The sequence below is a fragment of the Pseudomonas sp. HD6515 genome, from assembly GCF_024971855.1.
Taxonomy (GTDB): domain Bacteria; phylum Pseudomonadota; class Gammaproteobacteria; order Pseudomonadales; family Pseudomonadaceae; genus Aquipseudomonas; species Aquipseudomonas alloputida.
In genome coordinates, this window is the sequence record NZ_CP079827.1 from 5,925,981 (window position 1) to 5,947,959 (window position 21,979).

At 63.0% G+C, this 21,979-nt stretch carries 23 protein-coding genes; 15 read left to right on the forward strand and 8 right to left on the reverse strand.

The annotated features are described in order from the left end of the window. Nucleotides 1-6: 6 nt before the first annotated feature. Both KW568_RS27180 and pilM read right to left on the reverse strand, forming a co-directional pair. A complete protein-coding gene (locus KW568_RS27180; RefSeq protein WP_004575490.1) occupies nucleotides 7-543 on the reverse strand; it encodes a PilN domain-containing protein in 537 nt (178 codons plus the stop codon). Continuing rightward, entirely contained in the window at nucleotides 540-1,421 is an 882-nt protein-coding gene (gene pilM / locus KW568_RS27185) for a type IV pilus biogenesis protein PilM (protein WP_004575489.1), read from the reverse strand. Before pilM ends, KW568_RS27180 begins: the two co-directional genes overlap by 4 nt. Before the next feature lie 206 nt (nucleotides 1,422-1,627). Between pilM and KW568_RS27190 the strand changes: the two genes are divergently transcribed. Continuing rightward, nucleotides 1,628-4,078, forward strand: a complete 2,451-nt coding sequence (locus KW568_RS27190; protein WP_371263213.1) for a penicillin-binding protein 1A — start codon at nucleotides 1,628-1,630, stop codon at nucleotides 4,076-4,078. Between the two features lie 164 nt (nucleotides 4,079-4,242). Next, nucleotides 4,243-4,371, forward strand: coding sequence for a hypothetical protein (locus KW568_RS27195; protein WP_254913526.1), 129 nt, complete (start codon nucleotides 4,243-4,245; stop codon nucleotides 4,369-4,371). 111 nt (nucleotides 4,372-4,482) lie between these two features. Here KW568_RS27195 and KW568_RS27200 read toward each other — a convergent pair whose 3' ends face one another. The 3 genes from KW568_RS27200 to rpmE all read right to left on the reverse strand — a co-directional run bounded on the left by KW568_RS27200 (nucleotide 4,483) and on the right by rpmE (nucleotide 6,969). Next, complete coding sequence (locus KW568_RS27200; RefSeq protein WP_004575488.1) at nucleotides 4,483-5,751, reverse strand: malic enzyme-like NAD(P)-binding protein; 1,269 nt, start codon at nucleotides 5,749-5,751, stop codon at nucleotides 4,483-4,485. Between the two features lie 178 nt (nucleotides 5,752-5,929). Continuing rightward, the gene (locus tag KW568_RS27205) at nucleotides 5,930-6,751 is read right to left on the reverse strand and encodes a thermonuclease family protein (RefSeq protein WP_004575487.1); all 822 of its coding nucleotides are present in this window, start codon (nucleotides 6,749-6,751) and stop codon (nucleotides 5,930-5,932) included. A 2-nt stretch (nucleotides 6,752-6,753) separates the two neighbouring features. Next, nucleotides 6,754-6,969, reverse strand: a complete 216-nt coding sequence (rpmE, locus tag KW568_RS27210; protein WP_003249127.1) for a 50S ribosomal protein L31 — start codon at nucleotides 6,967-6,969, stop codon at nucleotides 6,754-6,756. Nucleotides 6,970-7,136: 167 nt separating this feature from the next. On the opposite strand from rpmE, the gene KW568_RS27215 reads away from it, so the two are divergent. The 3 genes from KW568_RS27215 to KW568_RS27225 all read left to right on the forward strand — a co-directional run bounded on the left by KW568_RS27215 (nucleotide 7,137) and on the right by KW568_RS27225 (nucleotide 11,980). Next, nucleotides 7,137-9,356: a primosomal protein N' gene (locus KW568_RS27215; protein ID WP_004575486.1), complete on the forward strand. Its 2,220-nt coding sequence runs from the start codon at nucleotides 7,137-7,139 to the stop codon at nucleotides 9,354-9,356. A gap of 187 nt (nucleotides 9,357-9,543) precedes the next feature. Further along, complete coding sequence (gene argS / locus KW568_RS27220; protein WP_003249124.1) at nucleotides 9,544-11,280, forward strand: arginine--tRNA ligase; 1,737 nt, start codon at nucleotides 9,544-9,546, stop codon at nucleotides 11,278-11,280. Between the two features lies 1 nt (nucleotide 11,281). Continuing rightward, on the forward strand, nucleotides 11,282-11,980 hold the full coding sequence (locus tag KW568_RS27225) for an SPOR domain-containing protein (RefSeq protein ID WP_003249122.1): 699 nt from the start codon (nucleotides 11,282-11,284) through the stop codon (nucleotides 11,978-11,980). Between the two features lie 91 nt (nucleotides 11,981-12,071). Here the strand turns inward: KW568_RS27225 and KW568_RS27230 are convergent, their stop codons facing one another. Beyond that, nucleotides 12,072-12,491, reverse strand: a complete 420-nt coding sequence (locus tag KW568_RS27230; protein ID WP_003249120.1) for a TM2 domain-containing protein — start codon at nucleotides 12,489-12,491, stop codon at nucleotides 12,072-12,074. Between the two features lie 166 nt (nucleotides 12,492-12,657). On the opposite strand from KW568_RS27230, the gene KW568_RS27235 reads away from it, so the two are divergent. After that, complete coding sequence (locus KW568_RS27235) at nucleotides 12,658-13,284, forward strand: C40 family peptidase (RefSeq protein WP_003249118.1); 627 nt, start codon at nucleotides 12,658-12,660, stop codon at nucleotides 13,282-13,284. Between the two features lie 127 nt (nucleotides 13,285-13,411). On the opposite strand, the gene KW568_RS27240 is transcribed toward KW568_RS27235, so the two are convergent. Beyond that, nucleotides 13,412-14,410, reverse strand: a complete 999-nt coding sequence (locus KW568_RS27240; RefSeq protein ID WP_004575485.1) for a type IV pilus twitching motility protein PilT — start codon at nucleotides 14,408-14,410, stop codon at nucleotides 13,412-13,414. Between the two features lie 65 nt (nucleotides 14,411-14,475). Here KW568_RS27240 and KW568_RS27245 point away from each other — a divergent pair, with 65 nt between their 5' ends. The 9 genes from KW568_RS27245 (at nucleotide 14,476) to KW568_RS27285 (ending at nucleotide 21,045) form a co-directional block, all read left to right on the forward strand. Next, nucleotides 14,476-15,162 carry a YggS family pyridoxal phosphate-dependent enzyme gene (locus tag KW568_RS27245; RefSeq protein WP_004575484.1) on the forward strand — a complete coding sequence of 229 codons (687 nt, stop codon included), beginning with the start codon at nucleotides 14,476-14,478 and terminating at the stop codon, nucleotides 15,160-15,162. 38 nt (nucleotides 15,163-15,200) lie between these two features. Further along, nucleotides 15,201-16,019 carry a pyrroline-5-carboxylate reductase gene (gene proC / locus KW568_RS27250; protein WP_004575483.1) on the forward strand — a complete coding sequence of 273 codons (819 nt, stop codon included), beginning with the start codon at nucleotides 15,201-15,203 and terminating at the stop codon, nucleotides 16,017-16,019. 10 nt (nucleotides 16,020-16,029) lie between these two features. Then, nucleotides 16,030-16,620: a YggT family protein gene (locus tag KW568_RS27255; protein WP_004575482.1), complete on the forward strand. Its 591-nt coding sequence runs from the start codon at nucleotides 16,030-16,032 to the stop codon at nucleotides 16,618-16,620. A 99-nt stretch (nucleotides 16,621-16,719) separates the two neighbouring features. Beyond that, nucleotides 16,720-17,859 carry a homoserine O-acetyltransferase gene (locus tag KW568_RS27260; protein WP_003249108.1) on the forward strand — a complete coding sequence of 380 codons (1,140 nt, stop codon included), beginning with the start codon at nucleotides 16,720-16,722 and terminating at the stop codon, nucleotides 17,857-17,859. A 7-nt stretch (nucleotides 17,860-17,866) separates the two neighbouring features. Beyond that, on the forward strand, nucleotides 17,867-18,487 hold the full coding sequence (gene metW / locus KW568_RS27265) for a methionine biosynthesis protein MetW (RefSeq protein ID WP_003249106.1): 621 nt from the start codon (nucleotides 17,867-17,869) through the stop codon (nucleotides 18,485-18,487). A gap of 22 nt (nucleotides 18,488-18,509) precedes the next feature. After that, on the forward strand, nucleotides 18,510-18,944 hold the full coding sequence (locus KW568_RS27270; protein ID WP_004575481.1) for a DUF4426 domain-containing protein: 435 nt from the start codon (nucleotides 18,510-18,512) through the stop codon (nucleotides 18,942-18,944). After that, a complete protein-coding gene (gene rdgB, locus KW568_RS27275; RefSeq protein WP_004575480.1) occupies nucleotides 18,941-19,537 on the forward strand; it encodes an RdgB/HAM1 family non-canonical purine NTP pyrophosphatase in 597 nt (198 codons plus the stop codon). The genes KW568_RS27270 and rdgB overlap by 4 nt, the downstream gene beginning before the upstream one ends. Continuing rightward, complete coding sequence (hemW, locus tag KW568_RS27280) at nucleotides 19,534-20,709, forward strand: radical SAM family heme chaperone HemW (RefSeq protein WP_004575479.1); 1,176 nt, start codon at nucleotides 19,534-19,536, stop codon at nucleotides 20,707-20,709. Before rdgB ends, hemW begins: the two co-directional genes overlap by 4 nt. A 9-nt stretch (nucleotides 20,710-20,718) precedes the next feature. After that, nucleotides 20,719-21,045 carry a DUF3392 domain-containing protein gene (locus tag KW568_RS27285; protein WP_003249095.1) on the forward strand — a complete coding sequence of 109 codons (327 nt, stop codon included), beginning with the start codon at nucleotides 20,719-20,721 and terminating at the stop codon, nucleotides 21,043-21,045. Nucleotides 21,046-21,252: 207 nt separating this feature from the next. Here the strand turns inward: KW568_RS27285 and trmB are convergent, their stop codons facing one another. After that, entirely contained in the window at nucleotides 21,253-21,975 is a 723-nt protein-coding gene (gene trmB, locus KW568_RS27290) for a tRNA (guanosine(46)-N7)-methyltransferase TrmB (RefSeq protein WP_004575478.1), read from the reverse strand. Nucleotides 21,976-21,979 lie beyond the last annotated feature (4 nt).

A 21,979-nucleotide genomic window follows, 5' to 3' on the forward strand; every position in this document is an offset into this window, starting at 1 on the left:
CAGTACTCACGACCAGAACGCCGCAACGCGAGCGGTCAGCAGAAACTCATCGCCGTCCGGCAGGCTCTTGATGCGTTTGAGTTCCAGATCGAGCAAAACGCTCGAGCGGTTCAAGTCGCGCATGAACTGAGCAACCACAGCACCGGACGCAGCCACCCCTGTCATCTGCAAGCGGCCACTATCAAGGCTCAGGTCAAGTAACTGCACACCTTCAGGCAACGCCCCTTCAAGGTCGGCGAAGACACCGGCCAATACACCCTGATGGGCGCGCAGGCCTTCCAGGGCCACCGCACGGGCAAGTAGCGCTTCATGCTGCGCACGCACGTCGGCCAGCGACTGCAACTGCTCATCCTGTGCATCAAGGGTCGCTTGGCGCTGGGTATTGGCCAGCACCTGCTGATGCCCGCGTTGGCGGGCCAGCTGATCGACCAGCATCACGGCGCACAAAGCCAAGAGTGCACCACCCACCAGCTGGCCTCGAAAGCGCCGCAGCGCCGCCTGACGCTGCCGTTCGCGCCAGGGTAGAAGGTTCAGTCGCATCATGGGCGCAAACCTCCCAAGGCCAAGGCGCAGGCCAGGAGCATCGCCCCATCAACATGCTCAAGCCCTGCCAGCCCAGGCAGGTACGTGCACCGCACATTCAGCCGGCTGCCAAGGCCTTGCAGCCAGCCCGGATTGATCGATGAGCTGCTGGCAACCCACAACCCCGCAGGCAGGCTCTGCCTGGCAAGTAAAGCCTGCAGGCGCTCTGACCATTGCCCGTTCATATCCGGGCCAGTCGTTTGTAGTTCACAGCGCTGGCACACCCTGCCTGGCTGCCAGTCATGAAGCGTTACACTGCGGGTTTCGACACGCAGCAGCGCTGCTCCCTCAAGGCCACCCTGTGGCAACATGCGGCACAAGGCAATGGTGTCGACCTCGACGGCTTCCAACTGCAAGCCCGCCTCCTCGACGACGGCTTCGAGTGACGCCAGCGCACTCTGTCGACAGGCAGCAACCATTACCTCTGAGCAACCTGGCTGGTCATGGGAAGCCCCCATGACCTGAAAATCCAAGGCCAGGTCTTCCAGCGGAAACGGAAACAGCCGCTCTGCATCGGCAAGCAGTTGTGCCTCCAACTGCGCCCCGCTCTGCTCCACCGGCAGATAGCACAACTTGCAGATAACCTGACTGGCCGGCAGTGCCAGCGCTACCCGGCGTTGCCTGAGGCCGCTGCGCCGGTAAGCGCGCTGCAGCGCAGCCACCACCACCCCAGGCGCCTCAGCCCAGTCATCGGCCAGCGGCGCCTGAAACAGCTCTTGTGCCGACCCCATCACACGCCAGCGTCGATTGCGCTGCTGCAGTTGCATTATCCGAACGGCGTCGGGCGTGATTTCCACCCCCACCAGTGAACCGGCATCCTTGCCGAAGCGTCCAAACATCGCGACTCCTTTGCTGTCTGTTGCAGCTGCCAAGCGCAGCCACCTGTCGCAACCCCGCGGCAACACTGAGCCGGGGCTACTCATCGAGTCGACGGGTAGCCTGGCCGGTCACCCGGAGAGGCGAAAAATGCTTATAATGCCCAGCGTTTTTTGGTCCACCGGACCTGCGTGCAATCCACTCCCAACCTGGACACCGAAAAGCCTTGATACGTCTGCTGAAGTTCTTCTGGTGGTCTTCCGTCGCAGTCATCTGCGCGCTCGTACTCGGTGTGAGCGGTGCGTTTCTGTATCTTAGCCCCAGCCTGCCCTCGGTCGAGTCCCTCAGAAGCATCCAGTTGCAGATCCCCCTCAGGGTGTACAGCAGCGATGGCAAGCTGATTGCCGAATTCGGCGAAATGCGCCGCTCGCCGATCCGCTTCGCGGAAATTCCCCCACAATTCATTCAGGCGCTGCTGTCAGCCGAGGACGACAATTTCCTCAACCACTACGGTGTCGACCCCAGCAGCCTGATGCGCGCCGCGACCCAGCTGGTGAAAACCGGTCATATCCAGACCGGCGGCAGCACCATCACCATGCAGGTGGCGAAGAACTTCTTCCTCACCAGCGAACGCAGCTTCTCACGCAAGACCAACGAAATCCTGCTGGCCCTGCAGATCGAGCGTGAGCTGACCAAGGACGAAATCCTTGAGCTGTACGTGAACAAGATCTACCTGGGCAACCGCGCCTACGGTATCGATGCAGCAGCACAGGTGTATTACGGCAAGTCCATCCGTGACGTGAGCCTGGCGCAGATGGCGATGATCGCCGGCCTGCCCAAGGCACCGTCGCGCTTCAACCCGCTGGCCAACCCGGTGCGCGCCAAAGAGCGCCGCGACTGGATCCTTGGGCGCATGTACAAGCTAGGCAAGATCGACCAGGCCAGCTATGAGGCCGCCCTGGCCGAGCCGCTCAACGCCAGCTATCACGTGCCGACGCCTGAGGTGAATGCCCCGTACATCGCCGAAATGGCCCGCGCGGAAATGGTCGGCCGCTACGGCAGCGACGCCTACACCGAAGGCTTCCGCGTCACGACCACCGTGCCTAGCGACATGCAGGAAATGGCCAACAAGGCCGTCCTCAAGGGCCTCTCCGATTACGATGAGCGCCACGGCTACCGTGGCCCTGAAGCACGCTTCCCGGGCCGCACCCACGCAGCCTGGCTGCAGGAGCTGGGCAAGCAACGCACCCTTGGCGGCCTGGAGCCAGCCATTGTCACCCAGGTGGAACACACCGGCCTCAAGGTGCTGACCCGTGACGGCCAAGAGGCGCAGGTTGCCTGGGACACCATGAAATGGGCGCGCCCGTTCATCAACAACAACGCCCAGGGCCGTTCACCGCAATCACCGGCCGACGTGGCCCAGGTCGGTGACCTGGTGCGCCTGCAACGCCTTGACGATGGCACATTGAAGTTCAGCCAGGTGCCCGTTGCGCAGAGTGCCCTGGTCACCCTCGACCCGAACAACGGCGCCATCCGCGCCCTGGTCGGCGGTTTCTCGTTCGAACAGAGCAATTACAACCGCGCCGTGCAGGCCAAGCGCCAACCGGGCTCGAGTTTCAAACCATTCATCTACAGCGCCGCGCTGGACAGCGGCTACACCGCTTCCAGCCTGGTCAACGATGCGCCGATCGTGTTCGTTGACGAGTCGGTGGATAAAGTGTGGCGACCGAAGAACGATACCAACACCTTCCTCGGCCCTATCCGCATGCGTGAGGCGCTGTACAAGTCACGTAACCTGGTGTCGATCCGCCTGCTGCAAGCCATGGGCGTGGACCGCACCATCGACTACATCGCCAAGTTTGGCTTCAACAAGCAGGACCTGCCGCGCAACCTGTCGCTGGCCCTGGGCACCGCCACCCTGACCCCGATGGAAATCGCCACCGGCTGGAGCACCTTTGCCAACGGTGGGTACAAGATCACCCCGTACCTGATCGAGCGCATCGAGAGCCGCAGCGGCGAGACACTGTTCACCGCCAACCCGGCCCGCGTACCGCAAGGTGCCCAAGACCAGGCGGGCCTGGCCGCACCCGAGCAGCCAATCAGCACTGCGGCCATGCCGGGCGAAGCACCTTCTGCCTTGAGCCAGGTGGCCGCGGCACCGCAAGCGCCGGCAGTGGCCGAACAGATCATCGACGGGCGTACCACCTACATCCTCACCAGCATGCTGCAGGACGTGATCAAGCGCGGCACCGGCCGCCGGGCGCTGGCCTTGGGCCGCACCGACCTGGCGGGCAAGACAGGTACGACCAACGAATCCAAGGACGCCTGGTTCTCCGGTTACAACGCCGATTACGTGACTACCGTTTGGGTCGGCTTCGACCAACCGGAAACCCTCGGCCGCCGCGAATATGGCGGGACTGCGGCACTGCCGATCTGGATGAACTTCATGGGCGCGGCGCTCAAGGACAAGCCTGCGCATGCCCCGGCAGAGCCGGAGGGCATTCTCAGCTTGCGCGTCGACCCGGTCAGCGGGCGCGCGGCATCGCCGGGCACACCGAATGCCTACTTCGAGCTGTTCAAAGCCGAAGATTCGCCGCCGTCGGTGGACGAGCTGGGCAATGGCGCGGCACCGGGCAGCCCGCTGCCAGCCGATGAAGCGACGCCGATGGATCTGTTCTAAGGCAGGGCGCCTGACTCAGGTTTTGCGTGGGCGCGTGAATCGAGCGCCGCCCGCGCGGCGCATCGCGACGCAAGGCCGCTCCCATATCTGCTGCAACGTGCCGAACCTGCCAAGCCATGGTTGCCCGCCTGGGTGCATGCCTTGAGACAGGCGGGGCGGCATCAATGCCCACCTCCAAATCCAGTCATGCCAGCAAGGCTGACAACCATGGCCGCACAGGCATGGCCACGTTGCAACAAATGTGGGAGCGGCCTTTGCGTCGCGATGCGCCGCGCGGGCGGCGCTCGATCTGATAGGCGCCACAAGTGCCCTGACGAACACCTTGCAGCCCTGACACATTCCCAAGCCCCAACAAAAAGCCCCGGCTCATGCGAGCCGGGGCTTTTTTATGTCGCTTGCGGCAATCAGCCGTTGAACACTTCATCCACGCTGGTCAGCGGGTAGTGCTTCGGATATGGCAGGGTAGCCACGCCGGATTCGATGGCAGCCTTGGCCACAGCATCGGAAACGACGGTGATCAAGCGTGCATCCAGCGGCTTCGGAATGATGTACTCACGGCCGAACTCCAGGCCTTCAACGCCATAGGCTTCGCAAACTTCCTTCGGCACTGGCAGCTTGGCCAGGTCTTTCAGGGCGATAGCGGCAGCGATCTTCATCTCTTCGTTGATACGCTTGGCGCGAACGTCCAGAGCACCACGGAAGATGAACGGGAAGCCCAGTACGTTGTTGACCTGGTTCGGGTAGTCGGAACGACCGGTCGCCATGATCACGTCGTTGCGAGTGGCGTGCGCCAGCTCTGGCGAGATTTCCGGGTCCGGGTTCGAGCAGGCGAACACGATCGGGTTGGCAGCCATCGACTTCAGGCCTTCTGGGCTCAGCAGGTTCGGGCCAGACAGACCTACGAACACGTCGGCACCGTCAAGGGCGTCGGCCAGAGTACGCTTGTCGGTCGCGTGGGCGAACTGCGCCTTGTACTGGTTCAGGTCGTCACGGCCAGCGTGGATCACGCCACTACGGTCGATCATGAAGATGTTCTCGACCTTCGCACCCATGCTTACCAGCAGCTTCATGCAGGAAATGGCAGCAGCGCCGGCGCCCAGGCAGACGATCTTGGCTTCTTCCAGTTTCTTGCCAGCGATTTCCAGGGCGTTGATCATGCCGGCGGCAGTCACGATGGCAGTACCGTGCTGGTCATCGTGGAACACCGGGATGTCGCACTGTTCGATCAGGGTACGTTCGATTTCAAAGCACTCAGGCGCCTTGATGTCTTCAAGGTTGATGCCACCGAAGGTGATCGAAATGCGGCGAACGGTGTCGATGAACGCTTGCGGGCTTTCCGATTCGACTTCGATGTCGAACACATCGATACCGGCGAAACGCTTGAACAGAACACCCTTGCCTTCCATGACCGGCTTGGAAGCCAGTGGGCCGAGGTCACCCAGACCGAGGATGGCAGTGCCATCGGAAATCACCGCAACCAGGTTGCCTTTGCCGGTGTATTTGTAAGCCAGCTCTGGATCACGGCCAATTTCGCGCACCGGCTCTGCAACACCTGGGCTGTAGGCCAGGGCGAGGTCACGGGCGGTGGCAGTGGGCTTGGAGAGTTCAACGCTCAGTTTCCCCGGACGAGGTTGAGCGTGATATTCGAGAGCGGCGGTTTTCAGGTCTGACATGGTGGGCATTCCGCTATTTACTGTTCTGACGGACCGCCGAGGATACGCAAAGAGCCGGGGAGCCACAAGACTGGCCGGTCACTTGTGTCAAGGCCTTTAGCCTACGACTTTACGCTACAACCCACGGGGGCATACGACCAACAGTGTGTACAATATCGCAGCGAAATGTCTACATCTTTTAACCTGAAATGCGCTCCAACATGCTTGGATCGGTCAATGGCAACACCCAACGTCGCTGCCCGGGCTTGAGGCCACCCCTGCGGGAACGATCCAGCACCCAGCCGCGCGCTTCGACCTGGCGTCCCTTGAGATTATCGAAGAAGCTGGCGGGGAAGTTGCGCTGCAGACGAGCGGGAACCTGCAGTACCAGGGTACCGCCCAGGGTAAGCCAGACCCCACCACGATTCCGCTCGATGCCTTCGATACGACCACGCACAACAGCGAAACCTGACTGCCTGACATCGCTTGCAGCCACTACGGGCGAACGCCGCCACAGGCCAACGCCAGCCTGGCGCGCTACTTGTTCGGCAAGCTGCTGGCAACCACTGAAACGCACATTAGGGGCAATGGCCACGCGGTAGCCCAAGCCCTCGCTAAGCAATTGTGCTTCCAGATTGTCGCCATTGCGGCTGTAGATGTGCGCCAGTGTGCGACCGTACTTGTCCTTACCTTCAACACCAGGCACCAGCCCGACACGATCGTCATTGGCCTTTACCAAGGCCTGCAATCGCCGCCTGGCAGCTTCGGCATAGGGCTCACTGGTACGCCCCTTGCGGCCTATTTCCGGGGCATTGATACCGATCAGCCGCACACTGCGGCCATCGACCAGACGCAAGGTGTCGCCATCAACCACCTGTCGTACCGCTACCCATTGGGGCTTATCCGGCTGTGGGCAGAACGCCAGGACCGGGAAATGCCAGATAACGCCCACAAAAAAGGCGCCCACAAGGGACGCCTTCTTCAGCAACAATGCGAAGCCCGAAGGATTCGCCCTGCGCATGATTACTTCTTGGCACCGAACATGCCGAAGCGATCGGCGAACTTCTGTACGCGACCACCGGTGTCCAGAACTTTCTGCTTACCGGTGTAGAACGGGTGGCACAGGTTGCAAACGTCGATCGACAGGACGTTGCCCAGGGTCGAACGAGTTTCGAACTTGTTACCGCAGCTGCAGGTGACTGCAACTACTTCGTAGTTCGGGTGGATACCTTCTTTCATGGTCACTTCCTCGAGCTGCGTGCCGCCACCCAACACCAATTGTTGAATACCGCACGTAATTAGGCGGCGAATAATACCAGAGCACACCGTCAGCGCAAGATGTCGCTTGCACCGACCGTCGTCTGCTAGGCTCGCCAGTCCTTGTAACGCCCTCCGAGACTTTCCGCGTGTCCGACGTCATCCTGCGCCTTGCCCTGCCCTCTCCGCTGCGGCGCCTGTTCGACTACAAGGCGCCGGCGAGCATGGCGCGCCAGACCTTGACCCCTGGCATGCGCATCCGCGTGCCCTTTGGCCGCCGCGAAATGATCGGTGTGCTGATAGAGGTGTGCACGCAGAGCGAAGTGCCCGCCGACAAACTGAAGCCGGCCACTGCCCTGCTCGACCCGGTGTCCCCCATCCCCGCGTCGCTGTTCAAGCTGTGCCTGTGGACCGCCCAGTACTACCAGCACAGCCTGGGCGATACCCTGAGCTGGGCGCTGCCCACGCTACTGCGCCAGGGTGAAGCCGCCGAAATGCGCCAGGAACGCTTCTGGCACATAGCCCCTGGCGCCCGCCTGGAGGACCCGCGCATCGCCCGCGCGCCGCGCCAGCGCGACGCCCTCAAGACCCTGGCCCAGCACCCGCACGGCGTGGCCCACAGCCTGCTGGCCAAACTCAACCTGAACAAGGACAGCCTCGACCTGCTGCTGGCCAAGGATCTGGTGCAGATCGAGACGCGCCGCCACTTGCCGGCCCTGCGCCATGAGCACTGGCTGGCACAGCCAGAACTCCCCCTCAACGAAGAGCAACGCGATGCCTTCGACGCCGTGTGCGAGGGCTTTGGCGGTTTCGGCGCGTTCTTGCTGGCCGGCGTCACCGGCAGTGGCAAGACCGAGGTCTACCTGCAACTGATCCGCGAAACCCTGGAAGCCGGCAAGCAGGCGCTGGTGCTGATCCCGGAGATCAACCTCGGCCCGCAAACCCTGGCGCGCTTCGAGCAACGCTTCAACGCGCGCATTGCCCTGCTGCACTCTGCGGTGAACGACCGCGAACGCCTGGATGCCTGGCTGGCGGCACGGGACGGCGAGGCCGATATCATCATCGGCACCCGCTCGGCATTGTTCACGCCGATGAAAAACCCCGGCCTGATCATCATCGACGAAGAGCACGACGGCTCCTATAAACAGCAGGAAGGCCTGCGGTACCACGCCCGCGACCTGGCACTGGTACGCGCTCACCAGGAGAACATCCCGATCCTGCTCGGCTCCGCCACACCGTCGCTGGAAACCCTGCACAACGCCCTGACCGGCCGCTACCGCCTGCTGCGTATGAACCAACGCGCCGGGGGGGCACGCCCGCCGCGCATGCTGCGCCTTGATGTGAAGAGCCTGCCACTGGACAGCGGCATCAGTGGCCCGCTGCAGCAGGCTATCCGACAGACCCTGGAAGCTGGCCAACAAGTGCTGGTGTTCCTCAACCGCCGCGGCTTTGCCCCAACCTTGCTGTGCCACGATTGCGGCTGGCTGTCCGAATGCCCACGCTGCGATGCGCGCATGACCGTGCACCAGCGCTCCGGCGTGCTGCGCTGCCACCACTGTGGCTATGACGAACGCCTGCCGCACCAGTGCCCGCAATGCAACCACGTCGACCTGCGCCCGGTCGGTGCCGGTACCGAGCGCGCCGAAGAGCGCCTGAAGGTGCTGTTCCCGGATTACCCGATCCTGCGCGTGGACCGCGACAGCACGGCGCGCAAGGACGCCATGCACAACCTGTTCAGCACCATCCAGCGCGGCCAGCCAAGCATCCTCGTCGGCACCCAGATGCTCGCCAAGGGCCACCACTTCCCGCGGGTGACCCTGGTGGCCATCCTTGATGCCGATGGCGGGCTGTTTTCCGGTGACTTCCGCGCCAGCGAGCGCATGGCACAACTTATCGTACAGGTGGCCGGGCGGGCCGGGCGGGCCGAAGAACCCGGCAAGGTCATCATCCAGACCCACCTGGCCGACCACCCACTGCTGGTCCAGCTAACCGAGCAAGGCTACTTCGCCTTCGCCGAACAGGCCCTGGACGAACGCCGAGCCGCCGGGCTGCCGCCCTACTCGCACCTGGCCTTGCTGCGTGCCGAAGCACACAAGCCGGGGCAGGCCGAAGGTTTCCTCGACGAAGCCTGTGCCGCCGCCGAGCGCCTGGTGGCCGAACAGCACCTGCCGGGCATCGAACTGCTGGGCCCGGTACCGGCGCCCATGGAGCGCCGCGCCGGACGATTCCGCGCACAATTGTTGATACAGGCCAATACCCGGGCGCCGTTGCATCGACTGATCAGCGCCTGGTTGCTAGTGTTGGAACAGTTGCCGAGCGGGCGCCAGGTGCGCTGGTCGCTGGATGTCGACCCGGTAGACCTGTATTGAGCTGCAAGCTGCGAGTGACCAGCGGCAAGCAAGCGCCGGGCGGGTGCGATGCCGCTTTTTCTTGCCGCTTGTGGCCCCCAGCTTGCCGCCCAAAGGTTGGCAACCTGCTCCCGGCAACGGATAATGCCCAGTTTTTCCACCTGCGCATCCAGGCGCTCACCGCGCTTGCGGTCGAAAAGAGATCCCCATGAAAGACACCATTCGCCAGCTGATCCAGCAAGCCCTCACCCAACTCGTCACCGACGGTGTGCTGCCTGAAGGGCTGTCGCCGGCGATCCAGGTGGAAAACGCCCGGGACAAGACCCACGGCGACTTCGCCAGCAACATCGCCATGATGCTGGCCAAGCCGGCCGGCATGAAGCCGCGCGACCTCGCCGAAAAACTGATCAACGCCCTGCCGGCCAGCGCCGACATCAGCAAGGTCGAGATTGCAGGCCCCGGCTTCCTCAACTTCTTCCAGAACACCGACGCCCTGGCCAACCGCCTGGATGCCGCTCTGGCCGACGCCCACCTGGGTGCACGCAAAGCCGGCCCGGCGCAAAAGGTGGTGATCGACATGTCGGCGCCCAACCTGGCCAAGGAAATGCACGTCGGCCACCTGCGCTCGACCATCATCGGCGACAGCGTTGCGCGCGTGCTGGAGTTCCTGGGCGACAACGTCATCCGCCAGAACCACGTCGGCGACTGGGGTACCCAGTTCGGCATGCTGATGGCCTACCTGCAGGAAAACCCGATCACCAGCGACGAGCTGTCGGACCTGGAAAACTTCTACCGCGCGGCGAAGAAACGCTTCGATGAATCGGAAGAGTTCGCCACTCGCGCCCGCGGCCTGGTGGTCAAGCTGCAAGCCGGTGACCCCGAGTGCCTGGCCCTTTGGACACGCTTCAAGGACATCTCGCTGTCGCACTGCCAGAAGACCTACGAGCTGCTCAACGTCAAACTGACCATGGCCGACGTGATGGGCGAAAGCGCCTACAACGACGACTTGGCCAACGTGGTGGCCGACCTCAAGGCCAAGGGCCTGCTGGTCGAAGACCAGGGCGCCCAATGCGTGTTCCTCGACGAGTTCAAGAACAGCGAAGGCGACCCCCTGCCGGTGATCGTGCAGAAGGCTGACGGCGGCTATCTGTACGCCACCACCGACCTGGCTGCCGTGCGTTACCGCAGCAACGTGTTGAAGGCTGACCGCGCACTGTACTTCGTCGACCAGCGCCAGGCCCTGCACTTCAATCAGGTGTTCGAAGTGGCCCGCCGCGCTGGCTTCGTCGGCCACCCGATGCAAATGGAGCACATGGGCTTCGGCACCATGAACGGCGCCGACGGCCGCCCGTTCAAGACCCGTGACGGCGGCACCGTGAAGCTGATCGACCTGCTCACCGAGGCCAAGGAGCGCGCCTACGCGCTGGTCAAGGAAAAGAACCCGAGCCTGGCCGACGACGAACTGCGCCACATCGGCGAGGTGGTAGGCATCGGCGCGGTGAAATACGCTGACCTGTCCAAGCACCGCACCAGTGACTACAGCTTCAACTTCGAGCTGATGCTCAACTTCGAAGGCAACACCGCCCCTTACCTGCTGTACGCTTACACCCGCGTAGCCGGCGTGTTCCGCAAGCTGGGCAAAGGCTTTGACGAAGTCGACGGCAAAATCGTGCTGCACGCAGCCCACGAGCAGGACTTGGCCGCGCGCCTGGCGCAGTTTGGCGAAATCCTCAACAACGTCGCCGAAAAAGGCACGCCGCACGTATTGTGCAGCTACCTGTACGACTTGGCCGGCCTGTTCTCGAGCTTCTACGAGAACTGCCCGATCCTCGCTGCCGAAACCCCTTCGCAGCAGCAGAGCCGGCTGCGCCTGGCCGCCCTGACCGGCCGCACCCTCAAACAAGGTCTGGAACTGCTCGGCCTGGAAACCCTGGAGCGCATGTAAGTTGGCTGCCAAGAAAAAACCTGCCCCGAAACGCGGCGCCAGCCGCCAGACGGCACCGGCCAAACAGCCGATCCCCGGCTGGGTATGGCTGGCGGTCGGCCTGACCGTAGGCGCGTTCATCGTGTTCCTGATGAAGCTCGAACCCGGTGGCGATGACATCAAGCGCACCAAGCCCGAGCAGGAGAAACCGGCGAAAACGGCCGAAGCCGGCAAGCCCGCGCAAGCTACCCCGCAACAGCCGGTGAAGCCGAAGTACGACTTCTACACCCTGCTGCCGGAGTCTGAGGTGATCGTGCCGCCGGAAGCCGTACCGGAGAAAACGCCACCGGTGCCGGCCCAGCCGGTAACCCCGGTGACACCAGCAGAAGCGGCAAAAATCGACACGGCGAGGGCCCAGGCAGCGCTGCTCGGCCAGACCCCGCCGCCGCCACCGCCTGTGATCAAGCCGGCGGCGACCACGCAGTACTTCCTTCAGGCCGGCTCGTTCCGCAAGCAGGCCGATGCTGACAAGGTACGGGCACAGATCATCCTGCTGGGCCAGTCCGTGAAAGTGGAGTCGGGCACGGTCAAGGATGAAACCTGGTACCGCGTGCTGGTCGGGCCGTTCAGCAACCGCGAGCAGTTGACCGGGGCACAGAAGCAGCTGGCTGGGGCCGGATTCAGCAACCTGTTGCTGCAACAGCGGCAGACCCGCCAGTAACAAAGAAGGCCTTGCCGCGGCGGCGCGACAAGGCCTTTTTCATGGGGGACGGGCTTGCCCCTGAATGGGCTCTAAAACAGCCCCGGTACCGTCAGCCCCGCCCCGCATTCCTCTCGGACACCTGGCTGTTCAACGTCCAGAAGTCATACAGCACCCCCACCAGGAACAACCCGCCGGTAAAGAAGTAGATGATCGCGGTGATCCATTTGCCCTGATACAGCCGGTGCAGGCCAAACACCCCCAGGAAGGTCAGCAGAATCCAGGCGATGTTGTAGTCGATACGCCCGGACTGAAACCTCAGGTCGGCTTCACGGTCCATGGACGGGATCAGGAACAGGTCAATCAACCAACCAATGCCCAGCAAGCCGAAGGTGAAGAACCAGATGGTCCCGGTAATCGGCCTGCCGTAATAGAAACGATGGGACCCGGTGAAGCCGAAAATCCACAGCAGGTAGCCAATGGTTTTGCTGTGGGTGTCGTGAAAGGGCACCCCCTGTTGATAACTGTTCATTCATAGCCCCCGTGGGTTATCCGAAAATTTTCTAAGAAAAAATGTGACTTTCTCGCCGCTACCCGACATACGGCGCCTAGGCAATCGACCAACGGATCAATAACTGATCAAAAAGCTGTTATAAAGTTGCGCGCCCAACACATAACTATTCATAAGAGCTTCATCTATGCCGCCTTTGATCAAGACATGGCTGACCCTCTGCCTATTATTGCCCCTGGCCGCCCACGCCACCAATCGTGAGCAACGTCTTCCCAATGGTTTCACCGGCTACACGACCAACGCGTCGGTGAAACACGCACCCGCCAAGCAGACCGCGCTGCGCGCCCGCCCAAGCAATGCCGTCAGCAACCGCGGTGCGAATGTCGCCGCCATGTCGCCGAAGCAAAGCAGCGATGTGCTGAGCCGTGCGGTAAATGTGCTAGGTACCCCTTATGTTTGGGGCGGCAGCAGCCCGAAAAAAGGCTTTGACTGCAGCGGGCTGGTCAAATACGCCTTCAACGACGTCGCCGACGTCGACCTGCCGCGCACCTCCAATGCCATGGCCCAGGGCCATGGGGTGAAGGTGGCCAAGGGTGATCTGAAGCCTGGCGACCTGATCTTCTTCAACATCAAGAGCCGTCGGGTCAATCACGTCGCCATCTACCTGGGTAACGACCGCTTCATCCACGCGCCACGCCGTGGCAAGCGGGTGAGTATCGACACCTTGAGCAAGCCTTACTGGCAGAAGCACTACGTGGTGGCCAAACGGGTGCTGCCGAAAGAGCAGCAACAGCTGAGTCTGGCCAAGCGTTAATCTGATCGGCGCTATCCGGTACCGGCCCCTTCGCGGGCACGCCCGCTCCCACAGCTACCGCGTCGCTCTCGCGGGCAGCGCCATACCTGTGGGAGCGGGCGCGCCCGCGAAAGGGCCTTTGCAGGTACTACAAGCCTTTGATCAACCCTCGCTCCCTCAGCCTCCGCAACGCCCCCTCCATCGTCAGCATCCCCTCCGCCGCCCCGCCCTGCATCACCGAAGACAACTGCGCCAACCGCCCCTCCCGAACCAGGTTACGCACCGCCGGCGTCGCCACCAGCACTTCCCGCGCAGCCACCCGCCCGCCCCCCACGCGCCTGACCAGCACCTGCGCGACCACCAGGCGCAGCGACTCGGCCAGCATCGCCCGCACCAACGGCTTTTCCTCGGCAGCAAAAACCTCCACCAACCTGTCGATGCTGCTGGTCGCCGAACGCGCATGCACGGTTGCCAGCACCAGGTGCCCGGTTTCGGCCGCGCGCAGGGCCAGGCGAATGGTTTCAAGGTCGCGCAACTCGCCGATCATGATCACGTCCGGGTCCTGGCGCAGCGCACTGCGCAGCCCCTGAGCAAAGCCGCGACTATGGCGCCCCATCTCACGTTGGTTGACCAGGCTGCGCTGGCTGGCATGGATGACCTCGACAGGGTCTTCCAGGGTGATGATGTGCAGCGCTTGCTCGCGGTTCAGCTGGTCGAGTAGCGTTGCCAGGGTACTGGACTTGCCACTGCCGGTCGGCCCGCCCACGAGGATCAAGCCATCCCGGCATTGCGCAACAGCTTGAAACACATCCGCAAGGTCCAGCTCACTCACCGTCGCAATGCGCCCCGGAATCAACCGAAAGGTAACCGCCAGGCCATTCAACTGGCGAAACAGGTTCAGCCGAAAGCGCCCAAGCGCCGGCAACTCCAGCGCAAGGTCCATTTCATCGCCTTGGGCCCACTGCCGGCGCTGGTCGTCATCCAGCACGCTCGCCATGCCCTCGTTCAAGGCACCCTGGCTCAAGGGCGGCAAGCCCATACGCTGCAACTCGCCATCCAGGCGCAGCATCGGAATCTGGCCCGTCGCCAGGTGCAGGTCTGAAGCCCCCGCATCCACAGCTCGGGCCAACAGGTCGGTCACATCCATGAGACTCCCCAAAGGCCTTCAAGCAGGTAGAATGCCGCAGACCCTACAGCTGCCGGCATCGATCCATGTCCACCCTAGCAGACAACCTTTCCGCGATTTCCGCCCGTATCGCCAGTGCTGCCCAGGCAGTCGGGCGTGATCCGGCCAGCGTCCAGTTGCTGGCCGTGAGCAAGACCAAGCCCGCCAGCGCTATCCGCGAGATCCATGCCGCCGGTGTGCGCGACTTCGGGGAGAATTACCTACAGGAAGCACTGACAAAGCAGCAGGCCCTCAGCGACTTGCCCTTGATCTGGCACTTCATCGGCCCCATTCAGTCGAACAAGACCAAAGCCATCGCCGAGCATTTCGACTGGGTGCATTCCGTGGACCGCCTGAAAATTGCCCAACGCCTGTCGGAACAGCGCCCTGCCGGGTTGGCGCCGCTGAACATCTGCCTGCAGGTAAACGTCAGCGGCGAAGACAGTAAATCCGGCTGCACCCCGGCCGACCTACCCGCGTTGGCCAAAGCCGTAGCCGCACTGCCCAACCTGCGCCTGCGCGGGCTGATGGCAATCCCGGAACCCACCGAAGACCGCGCCACCCAGGAGGCCGCCTTCGCCAGCCTGCGCAAGTTGCAGGAAGGCCTGGGGTTTGGCCTGGACACCCTGTCCATGGGCATGAGCCACGACCTGGAAGCGGCTATCGCCCAGGGCGCGACGTGGGTACGAATTGGCACGGCCCTGTTCGGCGCCCGCGACTACGGCAACACCTGATTCCATGCTTCACTCACTCTTTTCCACAAGGACCTGACATGAGCAAGACACGTATTGCCTTTATCGGCGCCGGCAACATGGCCGCCAGCCTGATCGGTGGTCTGCGTGCCCAGGGCCTGGACGCCTCGCAGATCCGCGCCAGCGACCCGGGCGCCGAGACCCGCAGTCGCATCCAGGCCGAGCACGGCATTGAAGCCTTCGAGGACAACGCCCAGGCCATCGATGGCGCTGACGTCATCGTGCTGGCGGTCAAGCCACAAGTCATGAAAACCGTATGTCAGGCACTGCAACCCAACCTGCAGGATGGCCAGCTGATCGTTTCAATCGCCGCCGGCATCACGTGCGCCAGCCTGCAAAGCTGGGTGGGCGCTCGCCCGGTGGTGCGCTGCATGCCCAACACCCCGGCATTGCTGCGCCAAGGCGTGAGCGGCCTGTACGCCACCGCTGAAGTGTCCGGCGAACAGCGTCAGCAGGCCGAACAACTGCTGTCGGCCGTGGGCACCGCCCTGTGGCTGGAGCAGGAACAGCAACTGGACGCCGTGACAGCTGTGTCCGGCAGTGGCCCGGCGTACTTCTTCCTGCTGATCGAGGCCATGACCGCGGCAGGCGAAAAACTCGGCCTGCCACGCGAAACGGCCTCCCAACTGACCTTGCAGACGGCCCTGGGCGCCGCGCGCATGGCAGTTGCAAGCGATGTCGATGCCGCTGAACTGCGCCGCCGCGTCACTTCGCCCGCCGGCACCACGGAAGCGGCGATCAAGTCGTTCCAGGCCAGCGGCTTCGAAGCCATCGTCGAGCAGGCGCTGCAGGCTGCAGCCACGCGCTCCGCCGAGCTGGCCGAACAACTGGGCAAATAAGGAGCTTTAGATGAATGCACTGTCAGGCGCCGCGATTTTCGTGGTGCAAACCCTGGTCAGCCTTTACCTGGTCATCGTCCTGCTGCGCTTCGTGCTGCAACTGGTCAAGGCCAACTTCTACAACCCGCTGTGCCAGTTCGCCGTTCGTGCCACCCAACCGCTGCTCAAGCCGATCCGCCGGATCATCCCTAGCGTTGGCGGGCTGGATACCTCGTCGCTACTGCTGGCGGTGGTCATCCAGGCCTTGCTGATGGGCTTTGTGCTGATGGTCACCTACGGTACCTTCGGCGACGTCCTGCACCTGCTGATGTGGGCGCTCATCGGCATCACCTCGCTGTTCCTGAAGATTTTCTGGGTGGCGATGATCGTCATGGTGATCGTTTCCTGGGTTGCCCCCAACAGCCACAACCCGGCGGCCGAACTGGCCTACCAGATCAGCGAGCCCGTGCTGGCGCCGTTCCGCCGCCTGGTGCCAAACCTGGGCGGCATGGACATCTCGCCGATCTTCGCCTTCCTGGCGATCCAGGTGATCCAGTCGTTTGTCATGCCTCCGCTGGCCGCCTACGCGGGCATGCCTCAAGAGCTGTGGCGAATGATCTGAGGCTCGCCAGAGCCAGCGTGCCCCCAGTCGCAAGCCTTTGCTTGCCGCTGGGGGTAGCGCTCTTTAGACTTACGCCTCCGTCAAGCGTGAGCAGGGTCGATGTCAACTGTCTTTCCCGAAGATTCCGTCGGTCTGGTAGTACCGCAAACCGCCCGGTTCGATGAACCGCTGGCACTGGCCTGTGGCCGTTCACTGGCCAGTTACGAACTGGTCTACGAGACCTATGGCACCCTGAACGCCAGCGCGAGCAACGCCGTGCTGATCTGCCATGCCCTGTCCGGCCACCACCATGCCGCTGGCTACCATGCCGCCACCGACCGCAAGCCGGGCTGGTGGGACAGCTGCATCGGCCCCGGAAAACCGATCGATACCAACCGCTTCTTCGTGGTCAGCCTGAACAACCTCGGCGGCTGCAACGGCAGCACCGGCCCCAGCAGTGTCAACCCAGCCACCGGTAAACCGTATGGCGCCGAGTTCCCGGTATTGACAGTGGAAGACTGGGTGCACAGCCAGGCACGGCTGGCCGACCGCCTGGGCATCCAGCAGTGGGCAGCTATCGTCGGCGGTAGCCTGGGTGGCATGCAGGCGCTGCAATGGACGATGACCTACCCCGAACGCGTACGCCACTGCGTCGACATCGCCTCGGCACCCAAGCTGTCGGCGCAGAACATCGCCTTCAACGAGGTGGCGCGTCAGGCCATTCTTACCGACCCCGAGTTCCATGGAGGCTCGTTCCAGGACCAGGGCGTGATCCCCAAGCGCGGCCTGATGCTGGCACGCATGGTCGGCCACATTACCTATCTGTCCGATGATTCGATGGGTGAAAAATTCGGCCGAGAGCTGAAAAGCGACAAGCTCAACTACGACTTCCACAGCGTCGAGTTCCAGGTCGAAAGCTACCTGCGCTATCAGGGCGAGGAGTTTTCCGGCCGTTTCGACGCCAACACCTACCTGCTGATGACCAAGGCACTGGACTATTTCGACCCGGCCGCCACGCACGGTGGTGATCTGGCCGCCACCCTGGCCCACGTCAAGGCAGACTACTGCATCATGTCGTTCACCACCGACTGGCGCTTTTCTCCGGCCCGTTCGCGCGAGATCGTCGACGCGCTGATGGCCGCGCGCAAGAACGTCTGCTACCTGGAGATCGATTCGCCCTACGGGCACGATGCCTTCCTGATCCCCACACCTCGCTACATGCAGGGTTTCTCGAACTACATGAACCGCATTGCCATCTGAGGACAGCATGAGAGCCGATCTGGAAATCATCCACGACTGGATCCCCGCCGGCAGCCGGGTACTCGACCTGGGCTGCGGTAGCGGCGAACTGCTGGCCTCGCTGCGTGACCGCAAACAGGTCACCGGCTACGGCCTGGAAATCGACGCCGACAATATCGCCGCCTGCGTGGCCAAGGGCGTCAACGTCATCGAACAGGACCTGGACAAAGGCCTGGGCAACTTCGCCAGCAACAGCTTCGACGTGGTGATCATGACCCAAGCCCTGCAGGCCGTGGAATACCCCGACCGCATCCTCGACGAAATGCTGCGAGTGGGCCGTCAGTGCATCATCACCTTCCCGAACTTCGGCCACTGGCGCTGCCGCTGGTACCTGGCGACCAAAGGCCGCATGCCGGTATCGGACTTCATGCCGTATACCTGGTACAACACGCCGAACATCCACTTCTGCACCTTCGCCGACTTCGAAGAACTTGTGCACGAACGCCGAGCCAAGGTACTCGACCGCCTGGCGGTCGACCACTTGCACCGCAACGGGTGGGGTGGCCGGCTATGGCCTAATCTTCTAGGTGAGATCGGCATCTACCGCGTCAGCAGTCCGGGCCTGCAAGAGCATCAGCTCGCGGTCTGACGCCCACCGGAGGAATCGCACCATGCGTCGCCTAGCCCTGTTCCTGATCAGCCTGTGCCTGGCCCTGCCAGTATTGGCTGCCGATGCCGCACGCCCCGAGCGCAAGGAGGTATTTGGCGACGTGACGGTGCACTACAGCGCATTCACCTCGAGCATGCTCACACCCGAGGTGGCCGCGGCCACCGGCCTGGTTCGCAGCAAGAACCAGGGCGTGCTCAACATTGCCGTACTCAAGGCCGGCAAGCCCACCCCAGCACTGGTCAGCGGTAAGGTCAGAGACCTGACCGGGCGCATCAGCCCGCTGTCGTTCACGCAGATTACCGAACCGGGCGCGGTGTACTACATCGCCCAGTTCAAGATCGAACAACCAGAAACCGTCACCTTCGACCTGACCATCGAAACCGGCGGCATCAGCAACTCTCTCAGCTTCAACCAGGAAGTGTTCCCAGGCGAATGATGAATTTCCAGCAACTCGTATTGGCCAGCCACAATGCCGGCAAACTGAAGGAACTCCAGGCCATGCTCGGCCATTCCGTGCAACTGCGCTCGATTGGTGAGTTCAGCCAGGTGGAGCCGGAAGAAACCGGCCTGTCGTTCGTCGAGAACGCCATCCTCAAGGCGCGCAACGCCGCCCGCATTTCCGGCCTGCCGGCCCTGGCCGATGACTCTGGCCTGGCAGTGGACTTCCTCGGCGGCGCGCCGGGCATCTACTCGGCGCGTTATGCCGACGGCAAAGGTGACGCGGCAAACAATGCCAAGCTGCTCGAAGCCTTGAAAGACGTGCCTGAAGCTGAGCGCAGTGCACAGTTCGTCTGCGTTCTGGCGCTGGTGCGCCACGCCGACGACCCATTGCCGATCCTGTGCGAAGGCCTGTGGCACGGGCGCATCCTGTTCGAGGCCAGCGGCGAGCAGGGCTTTGGCTACGACCCGCTGTTCTGGGTACCGGAGCGCAACTGCTCCAGCGCCGATCTAGCCCCAGCAGACAAGAACCAGCTCAGCCACCGCGCCCGTGCCATGGCCCTGCTGCGCAAACGTCTGGGCCTGGCATGATCGAAATGCTGTCGCCCCCCGGCGCGTCAGGCTTTAGCAGCCTGCCGCCGCTGGCGCTGTACATCCACATTCCGTGGTGCGTACGCAAATGCCCTTATTGCGACTTCAACTCCCACGCAGCCGGGCCTGAACTACCGGAAGATGCCTACGTCACAGCCCTGCTCGACGACCTCGACCAGGAACTGGCTGCCGTACAAGGTCGCCCGATCAGCTCGATCTTCTTCGGTGGCGGTACGCCAAGCCTGTTCAGTGCCAACGCCCTTGGCCGGCTACTGCGTGGCATAGAGCAACGTATTCCGTTCGCGCCAGACATCGAGATCACCCTCGAAGCCAACCCGGGCACCTTCGAGCAGGACAAGTTCAAGGCCTACCGGCAGACCGGTATCAACCGTCTTTCGATCGGCGTGCAGAGCTTCCAGCCAGCCAAGCTGGAGGCACTGGGGCGCATCCACAATGGCGACGAAGCGGTGCGGGCCGCCGACATGGCGCGCGCGGCCGGTTTCGACAATTTCAACATGGACCTGATGCACGGCCTGCCCGACCAGTCGCTGGACGACGCGCTGGGTGACCTGCGCCAGGCCATCGATCTGGGGCCGACACACCTGTCGTGGTATCAGCTGACCGTGGAGCCGAACACGGTGTTCTGGAACCAGCCGCCAGAGCTGCCCGAAGACGATATCCTCTGGGATATTCAGGAAGCCGGCCAAGCGCTGATGGCCGAGCACGGCTACCGCCAGTACGAGGTATCGGCCTACGCCCAGGCAGGCCGCGCCGCCCGCCACAACCTCAACTACTGGCGCTTCGGTGACTTCATCGGCATTGGCGCTGGCGCTCACGGCAAGCTCACCTTTGCCGACGGGCGCATCCTGCGTACCTGGAAGACCCGCCTGCCCAAGGATTACCTGAACCTGGCCAAGCCGTTCAAGGCCGGCGAGAAGCTGCTGCCAGTCGATGAACTGCCGTTCGAGTTCCTGATGAACGCCCTGCGCCTGACCGATGGCGTGGAAGCCGAACTGTTCACCCAACGCACCGGCTTGCCACTGTCACAGCTGCAGGAAGCACGCCGCGCCGCCGAACAAAAGGGCCTTTTGCAGGTCGAACCGGATCGACTGGTAGCCACGCCGAGGGGCCAGTTGTTCCTCAATGACCTGCTGCAGTATTTCTTGACCTAAGGATGACCCATGGATCTGGTACTTGATCTGCTCGCGACGGTTTCCCGCTGGAGCCGCAGCAACCTGTCGGAGATTTCACTGGCTTTGGTAGGCTGCCTGCTGGTGCTGTTCGGCACCGATGTCAAAGCCTGGGCCGAGCAGCGCCTGGGCGGCCTCGCGGGCGCCCTGCGCGTGCCGTTCATGGCGCTGATGGTCATGATCGGCAGCGGTGCTGCGCTGATCTATGCCACACCGTGGGTGGTGAAGGGGCTCAGCCAGTTCAACAACTATGCGTTGGCGCCTGTGTTGCTGGTGGTGCTGGTATTGATTGGCGTGGTGGCGGATCGCCGAGGCTGAGCCAATGGCCCCGGGCCCTTGTAGGAGCGGGTTCACCCGCGAAAGGGCCGGCCCTGCTGGCCAATCTCCACCCGCCGTTCACCGTTGCCGCCACTACCGTATTCGCGGGTGAACCCGCTCCTACAAAGAAAAAACCGCCCTTCTCAAGGCGGTTTTTTCGCCTGCATTCCTGCAAGCATCGGCACATCGAGAAGCCGTATCAGCCGCTCAATCGACCTTCTCGAACTTCAAGTCCCACACCCCGTGCCCCAGCCGCTCACCGCGGCGTTCGAACTTGGTGATCGGGCGCTCTTCGGGGCGCGGCACATAGGTGCCGTCTGCCGCACGGTTGCGATAGCCAGGAGCTGCGCTCATCACTTCCAGCATGTACTCGGCATACGGCTCCCAATCGGTGGCCATGTGGAACACACCACCAGGCTTGAGCTTGCGACGTACCAGCTCGGCGAACTCCAGCTGGACGATGCGGCGCTTGTGGTGACGCGCCTTGTGCCATGGGTCTGGGAAGAACAGCATCAGGCGATCAAGGCTGTTATCCGCCACGCAGCGGTTCAGCACTTCGATAGCATCGCAGTCATACACCCGCAGGTTTTTCAGCCCCTGGGTCAGCACGCCATTGAGCAGCGCGCCAACACCCGGGCGGTGCACTTCCACACCGATGAAATCCTGCTCAGGTGCGGCAGCGGCCATTTCCAGCAGGGAATGGCCCATGCCGAAGCCGATCTCCAAGGTGCGCGGGGCCGAACGGCCGAACACCTGGTCGTAGTCCACCGGGCTGTCAGCCAGTGGCAGGATGTACAGCGGGCCGCCTTGGTCCAGGCCGCGTTGCTGGCCTTCGGTCATGCGCCCGGCACGCATCACGAAGCTCTTGATGCGGCGGTGTGGGCGGGCTTCGCCGTCGGGGGTGATCGGCGTATCGTGCGATTCAGTCATCAGT

What these genes read in the sequence shown, in the direction of transcription:
- KW568_RS27180 (WP_004575490.1), bottom strand. Translation starts at nt 543, where the DNA reads ATGATGCGACTGAACCTTCTACCCTGGCGCGAACGGCAGCGTCAGGCG.
- pilM (WP_004575489.1), bottom strand. Translation starts at nt 1,421, where the DNA reads ATGTTTGGACGCTTCGGCAAGGATGCCGGTTCACTGGTGGGGGTGGAA.
- KW568_RS27195 (WP_254913526.1), top strand. Translation starts at nt 4,243, where the DNA reads ATGCCCACCTCCAAATCCAGTCATGCCAGCAAGGCTGACAACCATGGC.
- KW568_RS27200 (WP_004575488.1), bottom strand. Translation starts at nt 5,751, where the DNA reads ATGTCAGACCTGAAAACCGCCGCTCTCGAATATCACGCTCAACCTCGT.
- KW568_RS27205 (WP_004575487.1), bottom strand. Translation starts at nt 6,751, where the DNA reads ATGCGCAGGGCGAATCCTTCGGGCTTCGCATTGTTGCTGAAGAAGGCG.
- rpmE (WP_003249127.1), bottom strand. Translation starts at nt 6,969, where the DNA reads ATGAAAGAAGGTATCCACCCGAACTACGAAGTAGTTGCAGTCACCTGC.
- argS (WP_003249124.1), top strand. Translation starts at nt 9,544, where the DNA reads ATGAAAGACACCATTCGCCAGCTGATCCAGCAAGCCCTCACCCAACTC.
- KW568_RS27230 (WP_003249120.1), bottom strand. Translation starts at nt 12,491, where the DNA reads ATGAACAGTTATCAACAGGGGGTGCCCTTTCACGACACCCACAGCAAA.
- KW568_RS27235 (WP_003249118.1), top strand. Translation starts at nt 12,658, where the DNA reads ATGCCGCCTTTGATCAAGACATGGCTGACCCTCTGCCTATTATTGCCC.
- KW568_RS27240 (WP_004575485.1), bottom strand. Translation starts at nt 14,410, where the DNA reads ATGGATGTGACCGACCTGTTGGCCCGAGCTGTGGATGCGGGGGCTTCA.
- KW568_RS27245 (WP_004575484.1), top strand. Translation starts at nt 14,476, where the DNA reads ATGTCCACCCTAGCAGACAACCTTTCCGCGATTTCCGCCCGTATCGCC.
- proC (WP_004575483.1), top strand. Translation starts at nt 15,201, where the DNA reads ATGAGCAAGACACGTATTGCCTTTATCGGCGCCGGCAACATGGCCGCC.
- KW568_RS27255 (WP_004575482.1), top strand. Translation starts at nt 16,030, where the DNA reads ATGAATGCACTGTCAGGCGCCGCGATTTTCGTGGTGCAAACCCTGGTC.
- KW568_RS27260 (WP_003249108.1), top strand. Translation starts at nt 16,720, where the DNA reads ATGTCAACTGTCTTTCCCGAAGATTCCGTCGGTCTGGTAGTACCGCAA.
- metW (WP_003249106.1), top strand. Translation starts at nt 17,867, where the DNA reads ATGAGAGCCGATCTGGAAATCATCCACGACTGGATCCCCGCCGGCAGC.
- KW568_RS27270 (WP_004575481.1), top strand. Translation starts at nt 18,510, where the DNA reads ATGCGTCGCCTAGCCCTGTTCCTGATCAGCCTGTGCCTGGCCCTGCCA.
- rdgB (WP_004575480.1), top strand. Translation starts at nt 18,941, where the DNA reads ATGATGAATTTCCAGCAACTCGTATTGGCCAGCCACAATGCCGGCAAA.
- hemW (WP_004575479.1), top strand. Translation starts at nt 19,534, where the DNA reads ATGATCGAAATGCTGTCGCCCCCCGGCGCGTCAGGCTTTAGCAGCCTG.
- KW568_RS27285 (WP_003249095.1), top strand. Translation starts at nt 20,719, where the DNA reads ATGGATCTGGTACTTGATCTGCTCGCGACGGTTTCCCGCTGGAGCCGC.
- trmB (WP_004575478.1), bottom strand. Translation starts at nt 21,975, where the DNA reads ATGACTGAATCGCACGATACGCCGATCACCCCCGACGGCGAAGCCCGC.